The 17,614-nt window shown below is 72.6% G+C and carries 17 protein-coding genes; 5 read left to right on the forward strand and 12 right to left on the reverse strand.

What is annotated here, in order from left to right; all coding sequences use genetic code 11:
• Window positions 1-9: 9 nt before the first annotated feature.
• Entirely contained in the window at window positions 10-798 is a 789-nt protein-coding gene (locus JKV81_RS09645) for an SDR family NAD(P)-dependent oxidoreductase (RefSeq protein ID WP_129261579.1), read from the reverse strand.
• Complete coding sequence (locus JKV81_RS09650) at window positions 795-2,159, reverse strand: enolase C-terminal domain-like protein (protein ID WP_129261581.1); 1,365 nt, start codon at window positions 2,157-2,159, stop codon at window positions 795-797. The genes JKV81_RS09645 and JKV81_RS09650 overlap by 4 nt, the downstream gene beginning before the upstream one ends.
• A gap of 240 nt (window positions 2,160-2,399) precedes the next feature.
• Between JKV81_RS09650 and JKV81_RS09655 the strand changes: the two genes are divergently transcribed.
• Window positions 2,400-3,437, forward strand: coding sequence for a PAC2 family protein (locus tag JKV81_RS09655; protein WP_129261583.1), 1,038 nt, complete (start codon window positions 2,400-2,402; stop codon window positions 3,435-3,437).
• Window positions 3,438-3,573: 136 nt separating this feature from the next.
• Here the strand turns inward: JKV81_RS09655 and mshC are convergent, their stop codons facing one another.
• The 4 genes from mshC to JKV81_RS09675 all read right to left on the reverse strand — a co-directional run bounded on the left by mshC (window position 3,574) and on the right by JKV81_RS09675 (window position 7,201).
• Window positions 3,574-4,803: a cysteine--1-D-myo-inosityl 2-amino-2-deoxy-alpha-D-glucopyranoside ligase gene (gene mshC / locus JKV81_RS09660; RefSeq protein ID WP_202075406.1), complete on the reverse strand. Its 1,230-nt coding sequence runs from the start codon at window positions 4,801-4,803 to the stop codon at window positions 3,574-3,576.
• Window positions 4,804-4,970: 167 nt separating this feature from the next.
• Window positions 4,971-5,831: an SCO1664 family protein gene (locus tag JKV81_RS09665; RefSeq protein WP_129261587.1), complete on the reverse strand. Its 861-nt coding sequence runs from the start codon at window positions 5,829-5,831 to the stop codon at window positions 4,971-4,973.
• Entirely contained in the window at window positions 5,795-6,385 is a 591-nt protein-coding gene (locus JKV81_RS09670) for a DUF3090 domain-containing protein (protein ID WP_033304581.1), read from the reverse strand. Before JKV81_RS09670 ends, JKV81_RS09665 begins: the two co-directional genes overlap by 37 nt.
• A gap of 105 nt (window positions 6,386-6,490) precedes the next feature.
• Window positions 6,491-7,201 (reverse strand): histidine phosphatase family protein, encoded by a 711-nt coding sequence (locus JKV81_RS09675; protein ID WP_202075407.1) that lies wholly within the window; start codon window positions 7,199-7,201, stop codon window positions 6,491-6,493.
• A 44-nt stretch (window positions 7,202-7,245) separates the two neighbouring features.
• On the opposite strand from JKV81_RS09675, the gene corA reads away from it, so the two are divergent.
• A complete protein-coding gene (corA, locus tag JKV81_RS09680; RefSeq protein WP_124279595.1) occupies window positions 7,246-8,241 on the forward strand; it encodes a magnesium/cobalt transporter CorA in 996 nt (331 codons plus the stop codon).
• Between the two features lie 16 nt (window positions 8,242-8,257).
• On the opposite strand, the gene JKV81_RS09685 is transcribed toward corA, so the two are convergent.
• Together JKV81_RS09685 and JKV81_RS09690 are read right to left on the reverse strand one after the other, a co-directional pair.
• Entirely contained in the window at window positions 8,258-9,046 is a 789-nt protein-coding gene (locus tag JKV81_RS09685) for a ferritin-like domain-containing protein (protein WP_129261591.1), read from the reverse strand.
• 254 nt (window positions 9,047-9,300) lie between these two features.
• Window positions 9,301-10,353, reverse strand: coding sequence for an LLM class F420-dependent oxidoreductase (locus JKV81_RS09690; RefSeq protein ID WP_129261593.1), 1,053 nt, complete (start codon window positions 10,351-10,353; stop codon window positions 9,301-9,303).
• A gap of 166 nt (window positions 10,354-10,519) precedes the next feature.
• On the opposite strand from JKV81_RS09690, the gene JKV81_RS09695 reads away from it, so the two are divergent.
• On the forward strand, window positions 10,520-11,503 hold the full coding sequence (locus JKV81_RS09695; protein ID WP_129261595.1) for an aldo/keto reductase: 984 nt from the start codon (window positions 10,520-10,522) through the stop codon (window positions 11,501-11,503).
• Window positions 11,500-13,746: a helix-hairpin-helix domain-containing protein gene (locus tag JKV81_RS09700; RefSeq protein ID WP_202075408.1), complete on the forward strand. Its 2,247-nt coding sequence runs from the start codon at window positions 11,500-11,502 to the stop codon at window positions 13,744-13,746. Before JKV81_RS09695 ends, JKV81_RS09700 begins: the two co-directional genes overlap by 4 nt.
• An 81-nt stretch (window positions 13,747-13,827) precedes the next feature.
• Here JKV81_RS09700 and JKV81_RS09705 read toward each other — a convergent pair whose 3' ends face one another.
• Entirely contained in the window at window positions 13,828-14,487 is a 660-nt protein-coding gene (locus JKV81_RS09705) for a hypothetical protein (protein ID WP_129261599.1), read from the reverse strand.
• A gap of 47 nt (window positions 14,488-14,534) precedes the next feature.
• Between JKV81_RS09705 and JKV81_RS09710 the strand changes: the two genes are divergently transcribed.
• Complete coding sequence (locus JKV81_RS09710; RefSeq protein WP_053930948.1) at window positions 14,535-14,723, forward strand: DUF5703 family protein; 189 nt, start codon at window positions 14,535-14,537, stop codon at window positions 14,721-14,723.
• Between the two features lie 57 nt (window positions 14,724-14,780).
• On the opposite strand, the gene JKV81_RS36670 is transcribed toward JKV81_RS09710, so the two are convergent.
• The 3 genes from JKV81_RS36670 to JKV81_RS09725 form a co-directional block, all read right to left on the reverse strand.
• Complete coding sequence (locus JKV81_RS36670; protein ID WP_124279591.1) at window positions 14,781-15,545, reverse strand: chaplin; 765 nt, start codon at window positions 15,543-15,545, stop codon at window positions 14,781-14,783.
• 140 nt (window positions 15,546-15,685) lie between these two features.
• Window positions 15,686-15,919 carry a chaplin ChpH gene (gene chpH / locus JKV81_RS09720; RefSeq protein ID WP_014157166.1) on the reverse strand — a complete coding sequence of 78 codons (234 nt, stop codon included), beginning with the start codon at window positions 15,917-15,919 and terminating at the stop codon, window positions 15,686-15,688.
• 146 nt (window positions 15,920-16,065) lie between these two features.
• Complete coding sequence (locus JKV81_RS09725; RefSeq protein WP_202075409.1) at window positions 16,066-17,400, reverse strand: M20/M25/M40 family metallo-hydrolase; 1,335 nt, start codon at window positions 17,398-17,400, stop codon at window positions 16,066-16,068.
• Between the last annotated feature and the right edge of the window lie 214 nt (window positions 17,401-17,614).

The following is a 17,614-nucleotide window of genomic DNA, read 5'->3' on the forward strand; positions in this document are numbered from 1 at the left end:
CGCGGCGGTTCACCCCTGCGGAGGGGCGGCGGGACGCAGCCGCAGGCCCTGCATCCCCCCGTCCACGGCGAGCGCGGTGCCGGTGACGGACGCGGCCGCCGGACTCGCCAGGTGGACGACGGCGGCGGCCACCTCCTCTGCGGAGACCAGCCGCCCCAGCGGCTGGCGGGCCTCGAGCGCGGCGCGCTCCGCGGCCGGGTCGTCGGCCTGGGCGAGCAGCCGGCCGATCCAGGGGGTGTCCGCGGTGCCGGGGTTGACGCAGTTGACCCTGATCCCCTCGCGGACGTGGTCGGCGGCCATCGCGAGGGTGAGGGAGAGCACAGCACCCTTGCTCGCGCTGTAGAGCGCCCGCTGCGGCAGACCGGCGGTCGCGGCGATGGAGCAGGTCTGGGTGATGGACACGGCACCGGGACGTCCGGCGGCGGCGCGGCGCAGATGGGGCAGCGCGTGGCGGGCGGTGCGGACCATGCCGAGCACGTTGATGTCCAGTACGCGCGCCCACTCCGTATCGGGGTTGTCCTCCACGGTGCCGATCGAGCCGATCCCCGCGTTGGACACCACGGTGTGCAGGCCGCCCAGCTCCGCCGCGGCCCGCTCGACGGCGTTCCGTACGGCGTCGTCGTCCGTGACGTCGGCCCGCAGGGCGAGGGCCCCCTCGGGAGCGCCCCCGGGGTCGAGGTCGAGTACGGCGACGCGCGCCCCCCGGGCGAGCAGCAGGGCCGCCACGGCGGCGCCGATGCCGGAGGCGCCTCCCGTCACCAGGGCGGACATTCCCTCGAAATCCTGTGTCACGGTCATCGGCCGGTCTCCTCGGGTGTGCGCCGGGCCTGCCAGACGGGACCCTGCGGGTAGCGGTGCGCGGCGAGCGAGGCGGGAAGCATCCGCGCCGAGAAGCCCGGTGCGCGGGGGGCGACGTAGTGGCCGTTCTTGACGACGGCCGGGTCGGCGAAGTGTTCGTGGAGATGGTCGACGTACTCGATGACGCGGTCCTCCCGGCTGCCGGAGACCGCGACGTAGTCGAACATCGAGAGGTGCTGGACCAGTTCGCACAGTCCGACTCCCCCGGCGTGCGGGCAGACCGGGACGCCGTACTTGGCGGCGAGGAGCAGGACCGCGAGGTTCTCGTTGACCCCGGCGACGCGTGCGGCGTCGATCTGGACGAAGTCGACCGCGCCCGCCTGGAGCAGCTGCTTGAACACGACCCGGTTGGCGACGTGTTCGCCGGTGGCGACCTTGACGGGCTGCCCGGCGCGCACGGCGGCGTGGCCGAGGACGTCGTCGGGGCTGGTCGGTTCCTCGATCCAGGACGGGTCGTACGGGGCGAGCGCGGTCATCCACTCCACCGCCCCGGCCACGTCCCAGCGCTGGTTGGCGTCGACGGCGATCCGGATGCCGGGCCCGACGGCCCGGCGCGCGAGCGCGAGTCTGCGGATGTCGTCGTCCAGATCGGCGCCGACCTTCAGCTTGATCTGGGTGAAGCCGTCGGCGACGGCCTCCTTCGCCAAACGCACGAGCTTGTCGTCGTCGTACCCGAGCCAGCCGGGCGAGGTGGTGTACGCCGGATACCCCTCGGCCAGCAGCCGCCCGGTGCGCCCGGCCCGGCCCGGCTCGGCGGCGCGCAGGAGGGCGAGCGCCTCCTGCGGGGTGAGGGCGTCGGTGAGGTAGCGGAAGTCGACGAGGGAGACGAGCTCCTCCGGGGTCATCTCCGCGAGGAACCGCCAGACGGGCTTTCCCGCCAGCCGCGCCGCGAGGTCCCAGGCGGCGTTGAGGACGGCTCCGGCGGCCATGTGCGTCACGCCCTTCTCGGGGCCGAGCCAGCGCAGCTGGGAGTCGTGCGTGAGAGACCGGTACAGGGCGGCGAGGTCCGCGGCGGTACGCGGGGCGGGGCGGCCCACCACATAGGACCTGAGGCCCTCGATGGCGGCGGCCATGACATCGTTGCCGCGGCCGATGGTGAAGCAGAAGCCGTGCCCCTCCACGCCGGGGCCGTGCCCCTCCGTACCGGCGTCGTGCTCCTCCCCACCGGCGCCGTCCGTCCGCAGGACGACGTAGGCGGCGGAGTAGTCGGGGTCGGGGTTCATGGCGTCCGAGCCGTCCAGCTGTTCCGAGGTGGGGAACCGGATGTCGTCGACCTCGAAGTCCGTGACGGTCAGACTCATGTGCGCCCCCAGGGGAATAACATCGGATCTCTGCATGGTCATCCGATGTATAACCTCCCGCAGGTCCCGCGGTCCAGGGTCCGGGCGAAGTCTGATCAGTTTCGGATCGGTTCCGGCCGGGACAGCTCGGATGAATCATGAGGTGGCACGCTTCAGCTCCGGGCGCAAACGGCTGCGGCGGAACAGGGCGGAAGCCGTAAGGTTGGTCCGTACACAAGGGAACTTCGGAAGGAGGCCTGGGTGATCGAGCTCGAGGGGGTACCCGAGCTGATCGACCCGGTCATGGTGGCCGCGTTCGAGGGCTGGAACGACGCCGGTGACGCCGCCTCCACAGCGGTCGCGCATCTGGACCGGGAGTGGAAGGGCGAGGTCTTCGCGGCGCTCGACGCCGAGGACTACTACGACTTCCAGGTCAACCGGCCCACGGTGTGGCTGGACGGCGGGACGCGCAAGATCACCTGGCCCACCACCCGGCTCTCCGTGGTCAGGGTCGGCGGCGAGAAGCCCCGTGACCTGGTGCTGATCCGTGGCATCGAACCCTCCATGCGCTGGCGTTCGTACTGCAACGAGATCCTGGGCTTCGCCCATGAGCTGGGCGTCGAGATGGTCGTCATCCTGGGGGCGCTGCTCGGCGACACCCCGCACACCAGGCCGGTGCCCGTCAGCGGGGTCACCTCGGATGCGGACCTGGCACGGACCATGGACCTGGAGGAGACCCGTTACGAGGGGCCGACCGGCATCGTGGGCATCCTCCAGGAGGCGTGTACGCACGCCGGTGTGCCCGCGGTGAGCCTCTGGGCGGCGGTGCCGCACTACGTGTCGCAGCCGCCGAACCCGAAGGCGACGCTGGCCCTCCTGAACCGCCTGGAGGACCTGCTCGGTCTGCGGATCCCGCTGGGCGAGCTGCCCGAGGACGCCCGCGCCTGGCAGCTCGGGGTGGATCAGCTGGCCGCCGAGGACAGCGAGGTCGCGGAGTACGTGCAGACGCTGGAGGAGGCGCGGGACACCGCCGAGCTGCCCGAGGCGTCCGGCGAGGCCATCGCCCGTGAGTTCGAGCGGTATCTGAGGCGCCGGGACATCGGCGGCCCCGGCCAGGCGCCGGGCGGCCATGCCACCGAGAGCGGCGACCTGCCCTATCTGCGGGACACCTCCAGCGACCGTACGAGGCCGCCGAAGCCGCAGCGCCCGGAGAAGGGCCGGCCGAAGGACGCCGACGGGGGCTCCCCGCCCGAGGACCCGCCGTCCGCGGGGCCGGACGAGGACACCCCGGAGGACTGACCGCCCGCCTCCCCGCACGGGAACGGCCCCGGACCCCGCGATCATTCGCGGGGTCCGGGGCCGTTCGGTGTCTTCGGTGAGGACAGGTTGTCGGTAGGACAGGTTGTCGGTAGGACAGGTCTTCGGTGAGGACCGGTCAGAGAGCAACGCCCAGCAGGGCGTCGACGGTGCGGGAGACCAGGCCGGGGGCACCCTCGTCCGAACCTCCGCCGGAGCTCTGCAGCTCGGCCCAGCGGTCCACGGCGGCGAGTGCGGCCGGGGCGTCCAGGTCGTCGGCCAGGGCCGCCCGCACCTCCTCGACCAGGGCGTCGGCGGGGAGTCCGTCGGGGCGGGAGACGGCCGCGCGCCAGCGGGCCAGACGCTCGACGGCGTCGGCGAGCACCTGGTCCGTCCACTCCCAGTCGGACCGGTAGTGGTGGGCGAGCAGGGCCAGCCTGATCGCCGCGGGGTCCACGTCGTCCCGGCGGAGCGCCGAGACGAAGACGAGGTTGCCCTTGGACTTGGACATCTTCTCGCCGTTCAGGGCGACCATGCCGGCGTGGACGTAGGCACGGGCGAAGGGGTACTCGCCGGTCAGCACCTGGGCGTGCGAGGCGCCCATCTCGTGGTGCGGGAAGGCGAGGTCGGAGCCGCCGCCCTGGATGTCGAAGCTCATGCCCAGGTGGTCCAGCGCGATGGCGACGCACTCGATGTGCCAGCCGGGCCTGCCGCGGCCGAGGCTGCCGCCGTCCCAGCTCGGCTCGCCCTCACGGGCGGCCATCCAGAGCATGGGGTCGAGCGGGTTCTTCTTGCCCGGACGCTCCGGGTCACCGCCGCGCTCGGCGGAGAGCAGCCGCATGGCCTCGGCGTCGAGGCCCGAGACCGCGCCGAAGTGCGGGTCGCACTCGACGGAGAAGTAGACGTCGCCGTCGAGTTCGTAGGCGGCGCCCGCGTCGCGGAGGCGTTCCACGAGCGGCACGATGCCGGGTATCGCCTCGACCGCCCCGATGTAGTGCTTCGGGGGGAGCATGCGCAGGGCGGTCATATCCTCCCGGAAGAGTGCCGTCTCGCGCTCCGCGAGCTCGGTCCAGTCCTCGCCGTCGCGCACGGCCCGCTCCAGCAGCGGATCATCCACGTCGGTCACGTTCTGGACGTAGTGAACCTGCCGCTTGGTGTCGAGCCACACGCGCTGAACGAGGTCGAACGCGTTGTAGGTCGCCGCATGACCCATGTGGGTCGCGTCGTACGGCGTGATGCCGCAGACGTATATGCGGGCGACGGGACCGGGGTCAAGGGTGATCCGTCCGCCGGTCGCGGTGTCGTGGATCCGAAGGTCGCGGCCCTTGCCAGGCAGGGCGGGGACATCAGAAGCGGGCCAGGCATGCATGTCATGAGCGTAACCGGACGTTGCATCCGGATACGAACCGGATGCCAGATCATGGCCGAAGAGGCGGTCTTGCGCGTGGGGCGGTTTTCGCTTACGCACCCCGTCCCCGGGGCCGGTCCGGGCGCCCCGGGTCCCGGCCGGCCCGGGGCATCGCACAGCCCGGGACCTCACACAGGGGGCCACGGGATCGGCGGCCAGTCGCCGCTCGGCTGAGGGTGGCGGCCGGACTTGCGGAGGTTCTCCACGCGGCCGCGCAGGGCCTCGATCTCCGCAGCGGTGATCAGTTCCCCCAACCGGGTGGCGAGCGGCGCCCCCGGTTCCAGGCCGGCGGACAGCCGGTCGAGGACCTCGGCGGCCTCCTCCGTCAGCGGCTCGCCCGCCCACCCCCAGAGCAGCGTGCGCAGCTTGTCGTCCGCGTTGAAGGTGACGCCGTGGTCGATGCCGTACAGCCGGCCGCCCTCCGCGGGCAGCAGGTGCCCGCCCTTGCGGTCGCCGTTGTTGATCACCGCGTCCAAGACCGCGAGGCGGCGCAGCCGGGGGTCGTCGGCGTGCACCAGCAGAGCGGTCCTCCCCTCCCCCACCTCGGCGAAGCCGACGGCCTTCCAGCCGTCCCCCGGTTCGTCGTCCTCGACGAGCGCGAGCAGCGGCGGCAGCCCGTGGGCGGAGGCGGCGGCGGTCTCGTCGCCGGGCTCCGCCTCGATCCACAGCTGGCACATGCCCTCGCCGTACGGGCCCTCCCTGAGCACGGTCGGCGGCACGAGCCCCCAGCCGGTGGCCTCGGAGATCTCGTACGCGGCGACCTCGCGCTGGGCGAGGGTGCCGTCCGGGAAGTCCCAGAGGGGCTGCTCGCCGGCGACCGGCTTGTAGACGCAGGTGCGTTCCTCGCCCTCGTACGCGACCGTGCAGTACAGCACGGCGTTCGACGCGCCCCGGACCTGGCCGAGGACGGTGAGCTCCCCCTCGGCGAGCAGGGTGCGCAGCTCCGCCTCCGTCAGGCCCCGCGACGGTATCCGTTCTGGCGCGGGCATACGTGTCCTTCCGGGTCGAGGGGGAGGCTGCACAGCGGGCACGGCGGGCGGCCGGCGTTGACGACGTCCAGCGCGCGCTTGGCGAACGCCCGCGCCTGGGCGCCGCTCAGCCGGACGCGCAGCATCGGCGGGCCGTTCTCCTCGTCCTGCAGAAGCCTTTCCTCGGCCTCGGCGAGGTCGTCCTCGGAGTCGGCGTCCAGTTCGACGAGGGCCTGCGCCTCGACGATCATGCGCTGTTCCTCGCCGTCCCAGGCGAGCGCCATCGTGCCGACCCTGAACTCCTCCTCGACGGGGGCGTCGAGCGGCGCGGTGTCGGTGACGTCCATGGGTGCCACGGCGGGCACCGGTGAATTGCCGCCGGTCCGCCGGACGACCTCGTCGAGGAGTTCGTCGATCCGTTCGGCCAGCGCGGCGACCTGGGTCTTCTCCAGGGCCACGCTGGTGACCCGTCCCCGCGAGGATGCCTGCAGGAAAAACGTACGGCGGCCAGGCAACCCGACCGTACCGGCCACGAAGCGGTCCGGCGGGTCGTAGAGGAACACCTGACGGGACACGTCCTGTCTCCCTTGAGAATGTGATGGCGGATGGGGGCGGCCCCGGGGCCTCGCGGGACGTCCCACGGGGCCTCTACGGCGCGTCCACCCTACTGCGCGGAGCGATCACGGTGCCCCAGCGCCGCCCCCGACGGCCGCATCCGTTGCCGTGTCCCCGGCCGCGTCGGCCCCGATGGCCTGTTCGCGCGGTGCCAGTGCCGCGAAGTCGCCGGTGTCACCGAGCCGGAGGAGGAACGGGCGCAGCGCGGTGTAGCGGATCGCGGTGACGGAGCAGGGGTCGGCGTGGATGCGCTGGAAGAGGTCGAGGTGCATGCCGAGCGCGTCGGCGACCAGGGCCTTGATGATGTCGCCGTGCGAGCACATCAGATACGTGGCGTCCTCGCCGTGCTCCGCCTCGATCCGGGAGTTCCAGTCCCGTACGGCCTCGACGGCCCGGGCCTGCATGGCCCGCATGGACTCGCCGCCGGGGAAGGCGGCGGCCGAGGGGTGCTGCTGGACGACCCGCATCAGGGGTTCGTCGGAGAGTTCGGCGAGCTTGCGGCCCGACCAGTCCCCGTAGTCGCACTCGCTGATCCGCTCCTCGGTGTGCAGCGGGAGCCCGGGGCGGGCGTCGAGGAGTGGCTGGAGCGTCTCGCGGCAGCGCTGCAGCGGGCTGCTGACGGCCGCCGCGAGGGTGAGGGCCGACAGGCGGCCGGGGAGCGCGGCGGCCTGTTCGGCGCCGCGTTCGTCGAGGGAGACGCCCGGGGTCCGGCCGGCGAGCACTCCGGAGGTGTTGGCGGTCGAGCGTCCGTGGCGTACGAGGATGAGCGTGGGCATACCTGCCAGCGTAGAGGTGCGTGAACGCTTCGCGGCAGGGAAGAATGCGCGGGGTGATCGTCGACTGCGGAATTTACCGGGACGGGCGCAGGACCGAGGGTCCCGCCGACTTCTCCGATGCCCTCGACGAGGCACGCGCCGCCGGGGACGCCTTCGTCTGGATCGGGCTGCACGAGCCGACGGAGAAGGAGTTCGACCTGGTCAGCAGCGAGTTCGGGCTGCACCCTCTGGCGGTCGAGGACGCCCTGCGTGCCCATCAGCGGCCCAAGCTGGAGATCTACGACGACTCCCTGTTCGTGGTCATCAAGCCGGTGGTCTACGAGCAGGAGAGCGACGCGGTGAGCGCCGGTGAGCTGATGCTGTTCATCGGGGACTCCTTCGTGGTGACCGTGCGCCACGGCGAGGGCGCGCCCCTCGCGGCCGTACGGCGCCGGCTGGAGGCCGAGCCCGAGGTGCTCAGGCACGGGCCCACATCGGTGCTCTACGCGGTCAGTGACGCGGTCGTGGACCACTACATCGAGGTCGCGGCGGAGCTCCAGGTCGACCTGGAGGAGCTGGAGGCCCAGGTCTTCGCCCCGACCGGGTCCTCGGACTCCAAGAACACGGCGGCGAGCATCTACACCTTCAAGCGGCAGGTGCTGGAGTTCCGCCGGGCGACCAACCCCCTGAGCGCGCCGATGGCGCGGCTGTCGAGTGCGGGCGTGCCGTTCGTCGACACCGGTTCGCAGCCGTTCTTCCGGGACGTGAACGACCATCTGACGCGGGCCGTCGAGCATGTGGAGGGCCTGGACCGGCTGCTCTCGGACATCCTGTCGGCGCACCTGGCGCAGGTCGGCGTCCGGCAGAACGACGACATGCGGAAGATCTCGGCGTGGGCCGCCATGGCGGCCGTACCGACGATGGTGGCCGGGATCTACGGGATGAACTTCCGCCACATGCCGGAGCTCGACTGGGCGTGGACCTACCCTGCGGTGATCGTCCTGATGGGCATCGCGGTCGTCGGGCTGTACCGGCTGTTCAAGCGCCGGGGCTGGATGTAGGGACGGGCGCCCCGGCTCAGGCGAACTCGGTCTCGGGTACGGCGGGGCCGCCCAGGGCGTCGCGCAGGGCGGGCTGTTCGAGGCTCACCATGCGCCGCCAGCCCAGCGCGCGCTCGTAGGCGTACATCGCGTGGATGCCGGCGACGAGCAGGGCGGACTTGGCGCGGGGCCACCCCAGCAGGGTGCCCATGTGCCGCATCACGGCCAGGCTGACGTCGCGGTACACGCGGATCTCGGCACGGGCGTACTCCCGCAGGACGGACTGGATGGTCCGGCCGTGTCCGGCCCGGGCGAAGCGGAGCAGCTCCTCGTGGCAGTACGCGAGGTGGTTGTCCTCGTCCCGCGAGATCATCTTCACGGCGCGGCCGAGGGCGGGGTGCCCGGCGAAGTGCTTGAGCAGGAGCCGCATCTGTTCGGAGGCCCGCTGCTCGGTGACCCTGCTGTGGGACAGGTAGACGATGATCTCGTGCTCGGTGAGCGGCTCCTCGCGGCTGAGCCGGTCATGGGCGAGGCCGATGCCCTGGCGCTCCAGCAGGAGGGTGTAGTCGGTCTCGTACGGCACCGTCGCGGGCTGGAGGCCCCGCTGCTTCAGCAGGGCGTTGAAGATCCGGCCGTGCTTGTCCTCGTCGGCGCCGTGCCGGGCGACCTTGGGCGCCAGCTCGGCCAGTGCAGGGGGGACGAGTGCGGCGATGCGTCCGTTCTCCCAGCCTCCCTGGGACTCCCCGCCGGCGGCGATCGAGCAGAACAGCCGGAACGCCTCGTCGTCGTCGAGGATCTCCTGGAACAGACTCTTTGCCGAGAGCATCACTGCCACCTTTCGCACCGGTGTCCGCAGAGGCACAGTCAAATCCGGTACGCGTGGGTAGGCAACACGAGCGGGGCCGGGCAGGGCCGAACGGGCCCCCGGCACGTCCCGGACCTGCCCGGGAGCCCCGGGAGGGTCACGGGGCGTAACCCGGCGCCGCGGGGCGCGTTGTTCCCTGTGACGGCCGTGGCGGGGAGGACCCCCGAGCCCCCACCACGGCCGTAGTGCTGCGCCCACAGCGTGACGCAAGGGTGTTACGCGGCGAGGCCGGAGCGCTCCAGGGCCTCGGTCCCGGCGCGCAGGGCCGCGAGCCGCTCGTCGAGCGTGAAGCCGGCCGGCGCGAGGGTCAGCGTGGTGACGCCTGCGGCGGCGTACGCCTGCATCCGGTCGGCGATCCGCTCGACCGGACCGAGCAGCGTGGTCTGGTCGATGAGCTGGTGCGGCACGGCGGCCGCGGCGCCGGCCTTGTCGCCGGACAGGTACTTGTCCTGGATCTCGGCGGCCTCCTTCTCGTAGCCCATGCGCTGGGCGAGCTGGTTGTAGAAGTTCTGCTTGCGGCTGCCCATGCCGCCGACGTACAGCGCGGTGTACGGGCGGAACATGTCGGCGAGGCCGTTGACGTCGTCGCCGACGGCGAGCGGGACCGTGGGACAGACGTCGAAGCCGTCCATCGTCTTCCCGGCCTTCTCGCGCCCGGCCCGCAGGTGCTTCACCGCGGTCTCCTCCAGGTGGTCGGCGGAGGGGAAGATCAGCAGGGCCCCGTCGGCGATCTCGCCGGTCTGCTCCAGGTTCTTCGGGCCGATCGCGGCGATGTACAGCGGGATGTGCTCGCGCTGCGGGTGGACGGTCAGCTTGATGGGCTTGCCGGGACCGCCGGGCAGGGGCAGCGTCCAGTGGTCGCCGTCGTAGGAGAGACGCTCCCGGGACATCGCCTTGCGTACGATCTCGACGTACTCACGGGTGCGGGCCAGCGGCTTGTCGAACTTGACGCCGTACCAGCCCTCGGAGACCTGTGGTCCCGAGACGCCGAGGCCGAGCCGGAAACGGCCGCCGGAGAGCGAGTCGAGGGTGGCCGCGGTCATCGCCGTCATGGCGGGCTGGCGGGCCGGGATCTGCATGATCGCGGAGCCCACGTCGATGGACTCGGTGCGGGCCGCGACCCAGGCCAGCACCGTCGGCACGTCGGAGCCGTAGGCCTCGGCCGCCCAGCAGACGTCGTAGCCGAGCCGGTCGGCCTCCTGGGCGACGGCGAGGTTGTCGTCGTCCATCCCCGCACCCCAGTAACCGAGATTGATGCCGAGCCGCATACCCACGCTCCTCTACTGATCAGTAACGTTCCTGTGCCGGGGACTCTAGCGCGGGGCGGCGGAATCCGGCAGGCTCGCCCGGGTACGGCTGTTGTCCACAGGCCCACCCGGGCTGTTGTCCACAGGCCTCCACCCCGTGGGGCCTTGGCCAGTAATCTCAGCGCCCATGGAGCAGAGGCATCTCGGCCGTACCGGCCTTCGTGTGTCCCGGATCGGGCTGGGCACCCTCACCTGGGGCCGGGACACCGACGAACACGACGCCGCCGACCAGCTCAAGGCCTTCTGGGACGCGGGCGGCACCCTCGTCGACACCGCCGACGTCTACGGCGGCGGGGAGGCCGAGCACCTGCTGGGTCACCTTCTGGACCATCTGGTGCCACGGCAGGATCTGGTCATCGCCACCAAGGCGGGCAGCGTGCCCGACCCGTACCGGCGCTTCGACGGGTCGCGCGGCCACCTGCTCGCCGCCCTGGACGCCTCCCTGCGGCGGCTAGGGACGGATTACGTCGATCTCTGGCAGATCCACGCCTTCGATCCGGTGACCCCGCTGGAGGAGACGCTGCAGGCGCTGGACCTCGCCGTGTCCTCGGGGCGCGTCCGGTATGCCGGGGTGTCCAACTTCAGCGGCTGGCAGCTGGCCAAGGCGGCCACCTGGCAGCTCGCCGCGCCCGGGCTGCGCACCCGGCTGGCCTGTACGCAGATGGAGTACTCGCTGCTCCAGCGGGGCGTCGAGCGGGAGGTGCTGCCCGCCGCGCTGGACCTCGGTGTGGGGCTGCTGCCCTCGTCCCCGCTGGGCCGCGGGGTGCTGACCGGGAAGTACCGCACGGGCACGCCGTCCGACTCGCGGGGGGCGTCGGAGCAGCTGGCGCCGTTCGTCGAGCCGTACCTCGACGAGCCGGCGGGCAGGATCGTGGACGCGGTGGCCACGGCGGCCGACGGTCTCGCCACCACCCCTCTCCAGGTCGCGCTCGCCTGGGTGCGGGACCGGCCGGGGGTGGTGGCCCCGGTGGTCGGCGCGCGCAACGCGCGGCAGCTGACCGAGGCGTTGTCGGTGGAGGCGCTTAGTCTTCCTGACGAGATCTGCCAGGCGCTCGACGATGTGTCGGCGCCCGTGCACCGCTATCCCGACCAGGACTGGAGCACGCTGTGACTGCGCATCCCCGGGGAGAGACCCCGGACCCCGCGGCCGAGGACCACGAGGCCGTCGAGGACTCCGGTCCCCAGGCCGCCGACACGCCCGGCACCCCCGACGAGGGCGGCGCGGGGAGCACGGAGGGGGCGGAGGACGGCGCGGCGGCCGCGGAGGGCGCACCGGACCTGGAGCAGGCCCCCGGGGCCACCGGGGCTCCCGTGGCGCCCGCGCTGTCCGAGGCCGAGGCGGAGCTGGCCGCCCAGCGTGAGCTGCGCGAGCGGATCGAGCGGCGCAAGGCCGAGAAGGAGGGGCCGATCCCGGCCGGCACCAAGCTGAGCGGTCCGGCGGCGGATCTGCTCGCGGCGGTGCGCGCGGTGGAGAGCGGCGAGAAGCCGGCCACCGCGTTCTTCGACTCACCGGCGTCGGCGCCCGCGCCCCGCCGGGCGGCCCCCGACGCCGCGCCCGCGCGCACCTCCCCGGCCCCCGAGCGGCCGGCCCCGCGGGGCGCGTCCCCCGAGGCCGCCGCCTCGGTCGCGGAGGTGCTCGCCGAGGGCGGGGCCCCCGAGGCCCTGGCGCGCCCGGCCGCGGCGATGCTCGGCGAGGGGGCGGCGGAGGTCCTCCGGGCGGACCCGTGGCAGCTGCTGTCGGTGCCCGGCGTACGGCCCGAGCAGGCGGACGGCTTCGCGCGGGCGCTGCTGGGCGCCGGCTGCGGTCCGGACGACGAGCGGCGTACGGCGGCGCTGGTGGGCTGGCTGCTGGAGCGGGCCGCGCTGCGGGGGCACACCGCGATGGACGCCGACGAGGTCAGGACCGCGCTGGCCGGGTTCGCGGTGACCGACCCCGCGCAGGCCGTCCAGCACGCCGTCGCGGAGGGCGTCGTGCTGGTCTTCCAGGACGACGAGGCCGAGGAGGGCGCCCCGGAGCCCGAGGGGGCGGAGGAGACCGGGGAGCCGTCCGGGGAGGAGCCCCAGGCCGACCAGGAGCCGGTACAGGTCCTGCTCGGCCTCGACCGGTACGCCCTGGCCGAGGAGAGCCTCGCCGACGGTCTGGCCCGGCTGGTCAACTCCTGCGAGAAGGGCGCCGACTGGACGGAGGCCGCTGCCGCCGCCCCGTCCCCTTCGGCGGGCGAGCTGATCAGGGCCGCCGCGACCGCGGGCCTGGTCGCGCACAGCGGCGGCGAGACCGCCCGGGCCGAACCCGCCGCGCTCGTCGCCGCGGCGCACGGCCTCGGGCTGCGGGCCCTGGGCACCACCCACAGCGCGGACGGTCAGCGCAGGCTGGCGGCCGCCGTGGGCGACCCGAGGTCCGCCGTCACGCTCTCCGCGCTGCTCTCCGGCGAGGACGGGCCCGGCCGGGACGCCGACGGTGCGTTCGCCCTCGACGTGCTGGTGGTGCTGGACGCCCCGCAGCTCGACGTGGAGACGGCGGCGATGCTGGTGGAGTCCCTCGCCGACGGGACGCGGCTGATCCTGAGCGGCGACCCCGGGGTGCTGGGATCGGCCGGTGCGGGCCGGGTGTTCGCCGATGTGATCGCGGCGCGTTCCTGCCCGCACGTGGTCTCGCGCACACCGGACCCCGGGCCGATCGGCGAGCTGGTCTCCGGCATCGGGATCGGCGAGCTCACCCAGGTCGAGGCGCCCGGCCGGGAAGTGGTGATCGTGCCCGTCCGGGACCCGGGTGAGGCCGTCCACCGCACGGTGCAGCTGGTGGCCGACTCGGTGCCGCGCGCCATCGGCGTACCCAGCTCGGACACCCAGGTGATCACGGTGGGGCACGGCGGCCCGGCCGGGACCACCGCGCTGAACGCGGCGCTCAAGCAGCGGCTGAACCCGGGGCCGGGCCGGTTCGGCGGCTTCGACCCCGGCGACCGCGTGGTCCACGTCCCCGCCCCCGGCCGGGCGGTGCCCGGCTCGGTCGTCTCGGCCGACGCCGAGGGCCTGCACCTGGACTGCGCGGGCACCCCCGTCGTCGTACCGCAGGAGCGGGTGGAGACCTCGGTGCGCCACAGCTGGGCGCTCAGCGCCCACCAGGCGGCCGGGATGCGCTGGCCCGCCGTGGTCGTCGTCCTGCCCGGGGACGCCGCCCAGCAGCTCAGCAGGCCCTGGGTGTACACGGCGTTCAGCCGGGGGGAGCGCCACCTGTCCGTGGTGCACGGCGTGGACCAGGCCCTGCCGCGCGCGGTCGCCGAGGTCCCGGCCCAGGAGCGGACGACCCGGCTGCGCCCCCTGCTGGAGGCACTGCCGACGCCGGACGCCTCGTAGCGGCACCGCCCCGGGCCCGCAGGCGCCGGGGCACGCCGACGGCCCCGGTGCGCTGCGCTCCGGGGCCGTCGGACGGGGGGATCAGGGGCGGTCCGTGACGCCGTCCTCCGGGTCCGCGTCCAGCTCGTCCTCCTCGTCGAAGACCGCGCTCACGTCGAAGCGGCAGATCACCATCGCGGGATCCGCCTCGTCGAAGGGCGCCCCGAGCCACTCCCCCGGCTCGGGCAGCTCCTCCACGGCGGAGACCCAGAGGGTGGAGTCCCCCTCCTCCAGGCCGAACTCCTTGTGCCGGGAAGCGATCTCGTCCGCCTCGTACTCGCCGAAGACCACGCCGAGCGCGGCGTGCACCCCCGCTCCGGCGGTCGCGGCGGCGGGCACCTGGCCGTCCGGGTCGAGGTCGGCGAGCCGCTCGGCCTGGGCGAGGAGGCGCGCGGGCTCCGCCACTGCGTAGTCGCGCCTGATCAGCACACTGACGGCGTGTGGCTCCTCCGGACCGGCGTAGGGCGGGAGGGAGTCCTGGGCGGCGGGGATCTCGAAGGGGGTGACCTCGTCATGGCGGTCGTAGAGCAGTTCGTCGTAGACCTCGGCCGCAGCGGCCAGTGCGTTGAACGCGTCGTAGACAGCGGGGTCGTCGTCCCCGGTACGGCGTTCGACTGCCTGGAGGTGGCGGTCGAGCGCGGTTTTGACTGCATCGGCGGCGGCGCGTACCTCGGCAGCGGTGGGCTGCGCAGCATCAGACATAGGACAGACGCTATCCGTACCGGGGGTCTGCCCGCACAATAGATGCGATGCCGGAATACGAATTCATCGACGTGTACGTGCCGCGCGGGGTGTCCCGCAAGGAGGCGGCCCGACTGCTGACCGACCATGCCGAGTACGGGCACTGGGAGTTGGACCGGCTGACGCTGCGCCGTGACGGCAGCCGCCGGGTGCGGCTGCGCCGCCGCATCATCCGCCAGCTCCGGCCCACCTGGTAGGACGGAGCGGGCCCCGCATGCGCGGAACCCGCTCGTCCCACCGATGTCGCGATGCCGCTATGCGGCGCTGCGCGAGCGTCGGTACAGGACCGTGCCCGCGCCCGCGAGGAGCAGGCCCGCGCTCGCCGGGACGAGCAGGTCGAGCCCGCCCGCACCGGTGTGCGCGAGCTGCTCGCCCACCACGAGCTGGGGCTCGGGGGCCGGAGGGGCGTGCGGCGTGACCGGCTTCTCCGGGGTGTGCGGTGTCTGCGGCACGACGGGAGGCGGGACCGTCTCCGTGTCGTTCTCGCAGGTGTTGCCGAAGACCGGGTTGAGCAGTCCGCCGACGGTGACGCTGTTGCCGCAGACGTTCAGGGGGATCTCCACCGGCGCCTGCACCTGGTTGCCGGAGAGGATCCCGGGGGAACCCTTCGTCACCGCCTGGGCCGAGGTGCCCGAGGCCCGGTGCCTGCCGGTCCCCGCCCCGCTGTCACGGGCCTCCTCGTGCCCGGACGCCCGGCTCCCGGAGCCGTGACCGGACGAGGAGCCGTGACCCGACGAAGAACCTTCGTCGGAGGTGTACGCGTGACCGGAGTCCGAGGATCCGTTTCCGCAGTCGTTTCCGCTCGTGGGGTTGAGCAGACCGCCGACGTCCACGGAGTTTCCGCACACGTTGACGGGTACATCGATCGGGACCTGGATCGAGTTCCCCGAGAGCACTCCCGGTGAACTCGAAGCGGCGCCGGCCGCGCCCGCGTCGGCGTGCGCGTAGCCGCCACCGAGCGCGAGCACTCCGCCCGCCGCTGCCATGGTGATCAGGCCTTTACGTGTGACCTGTCGCATAGGTTGTCTTCCTGCCTTCTGCCTACCGAAATGCCCCGGACACAGCCGTGCGCGGGGCCGATATGCCCAGCGGCCCCGGGGTGCATGGCGCGCACCCCGAGGCCGACCGGACTCACACCCTTACGGGTTGACGCGCATCGTCACGCGTTGACGCAGGTGTTGCCGAAGGCGGGGTTCAGCAGCCCGATCACGGAGATCGTGTTGCCGCACACGTTCACCGGAACGTGGACCGGCACCTGGACGACGTTGCCCGAGAGCACGCCGGGGCTGCCGATGGCGGCACCCTGGGCACCGGCGTCGGCAGAAGCCATACCCGCACCCGCGAGCACGAGACCACCGGTAGCAGCCGCGATTGCGACGACCTTCTTGATCATGATTCCTCCTGGTTGACAAGTGCGGTCCCAGCCGCGGACCGCATCACGTGTAACGAGGAGGGAGTGAGGGGGCTACGAGTCGGAGATCGCTTTCACCCTTTCCGGTGAGATACGTACAGGCTGGCGAATCCGGTCGTCCGAGGGGCTCAGGAGTGGTCGATGAACCGGTCGAGCACCCGGGCGCCGAACTTCAGGCCGTCCACCGGCACCCGCTCGTCCACGCCGTGGAACATGCCCGCGAAGTCCAGCTCCGGCGGCAGCTTCAGCGGGGCGAAGCCGAAGCAGCGGATGCCGAGGTCGTCGAAGGACTTGGCGTCGGTGCCGCCGGACAGCATGTACGGCACGGCGCGGGCGATCGGGTCCTCGGCCTTGAGCGCGAGCTGGATCGCGTCCACCAGGGACCCGTCGAAGCTGGTCTCCAGCGCCTTGTCGCCGTGCACGTCCTCGCGCTTCACGCGCGGGCCGAGGATCCGGTCGAGGTCGGCCAGGAACTCCTCCTCGTAACCGGGCAGGAAGCGCCCGTCCACGTGCGCGGTGGCCTGTCCGGGGATCACGTTCACCTTGTAGCCCGCGCCGAGCATGGTGGGGGCTGCGGAGTTCTGCAGGGTGGCGCCGACCATCTTGGCGATCCCGCCGAGCTTGGCGAGCGTCGCCTCCATGTCCTCCGGGTCGAGCGGGGTGCCCAGCGCGTCGGACAGCTCGTCGAGGAAGGACCGTACGGTCTTGGTCACCCTGACCGGCCACTTGTGGCGGCCCAGCCGGCCGACGGCCTCGCAGAGCTCGGTGATGGCGTTGTCGTCGTTGGTCATCGAACCGTGGCCGGCGGTGCCGTCCACGGTGAGCCGCATCCAGTGCATGCCCTTCTGCGCGGTCTCCACCAGATAGAGGCGCAGGTCCTCGTTGACGGTGAACGAGAAGCCGCCGACCTCGCCGATCGCCTCGGTGACGCCGTCGAAGAGGTCCCGGTGGTGGTCGACGAGATACCGGGCGCCGAACGTGCCGCCCGCCTCCTCGTCGGCCAGGAAGGCCAGAACGATGTCGCGCGGGGGCTTGCGGCCGCTGCGCATGCGGTCACGGACGACCGCGAGGGTCATCGCGTCCATGTCCTTCATGTCGACGGCGCCGCGGCCCCACACGCAGTCGTCCGCGATCTCGCCGGAGAACGGGTCGTGCGTCCAGTCCGCCGCGTTGGCCGGCACGACGTCGGTGTGCCCGTGGATCAGCAGGGCCGGCTTGGAGGGGTCCTCGCCCTCGATCCGGGCCACGGTGGAGGCACGGCCCTTGTGGGACTCGAAGATCTTCGGCTCGAGCCCGACCTCGGCGAGCTTCTCCGCGATGTACTCGGCGGCGGCCCGCTCCCCCGGGCCCGAGTGGTCGCCGTAATTGCTGGTGTCGATCCGGATCAGGTCACGACAGAGGTCCACGACCTCATTCTCGGCGGTCTCGCCGATGCCGGCCCGGGCCGTGCTGGTCTCGCTCACGCTGCTTCCTTCCACTGTCGCGGTGGTGCTCCCCCTCATCCTCGCGCGCCGGACCCCGCGCACCCAAGACCGCCCGGCCTCCGTCATGCGCCTTTCACATGACCAGGGGCGTGATCGAGCACCCTCGAATGTTTGCTATGGTTTTCCACGTCGGAACGGGCCAGGAGCCCGCGAGACAGACACCTTGTCCGGGTGGCGGAATGGCAGACGCGCT

The organism is Streptomyces silvae (assembly GCF_016745505.1).
Classification (GTDB): domain Bacteria; phylum Actinomycetota; class Actinomycetes; order Streptomycetales; family Streptomycetaceae; genus Streptomyces; species Streptomyces silvae.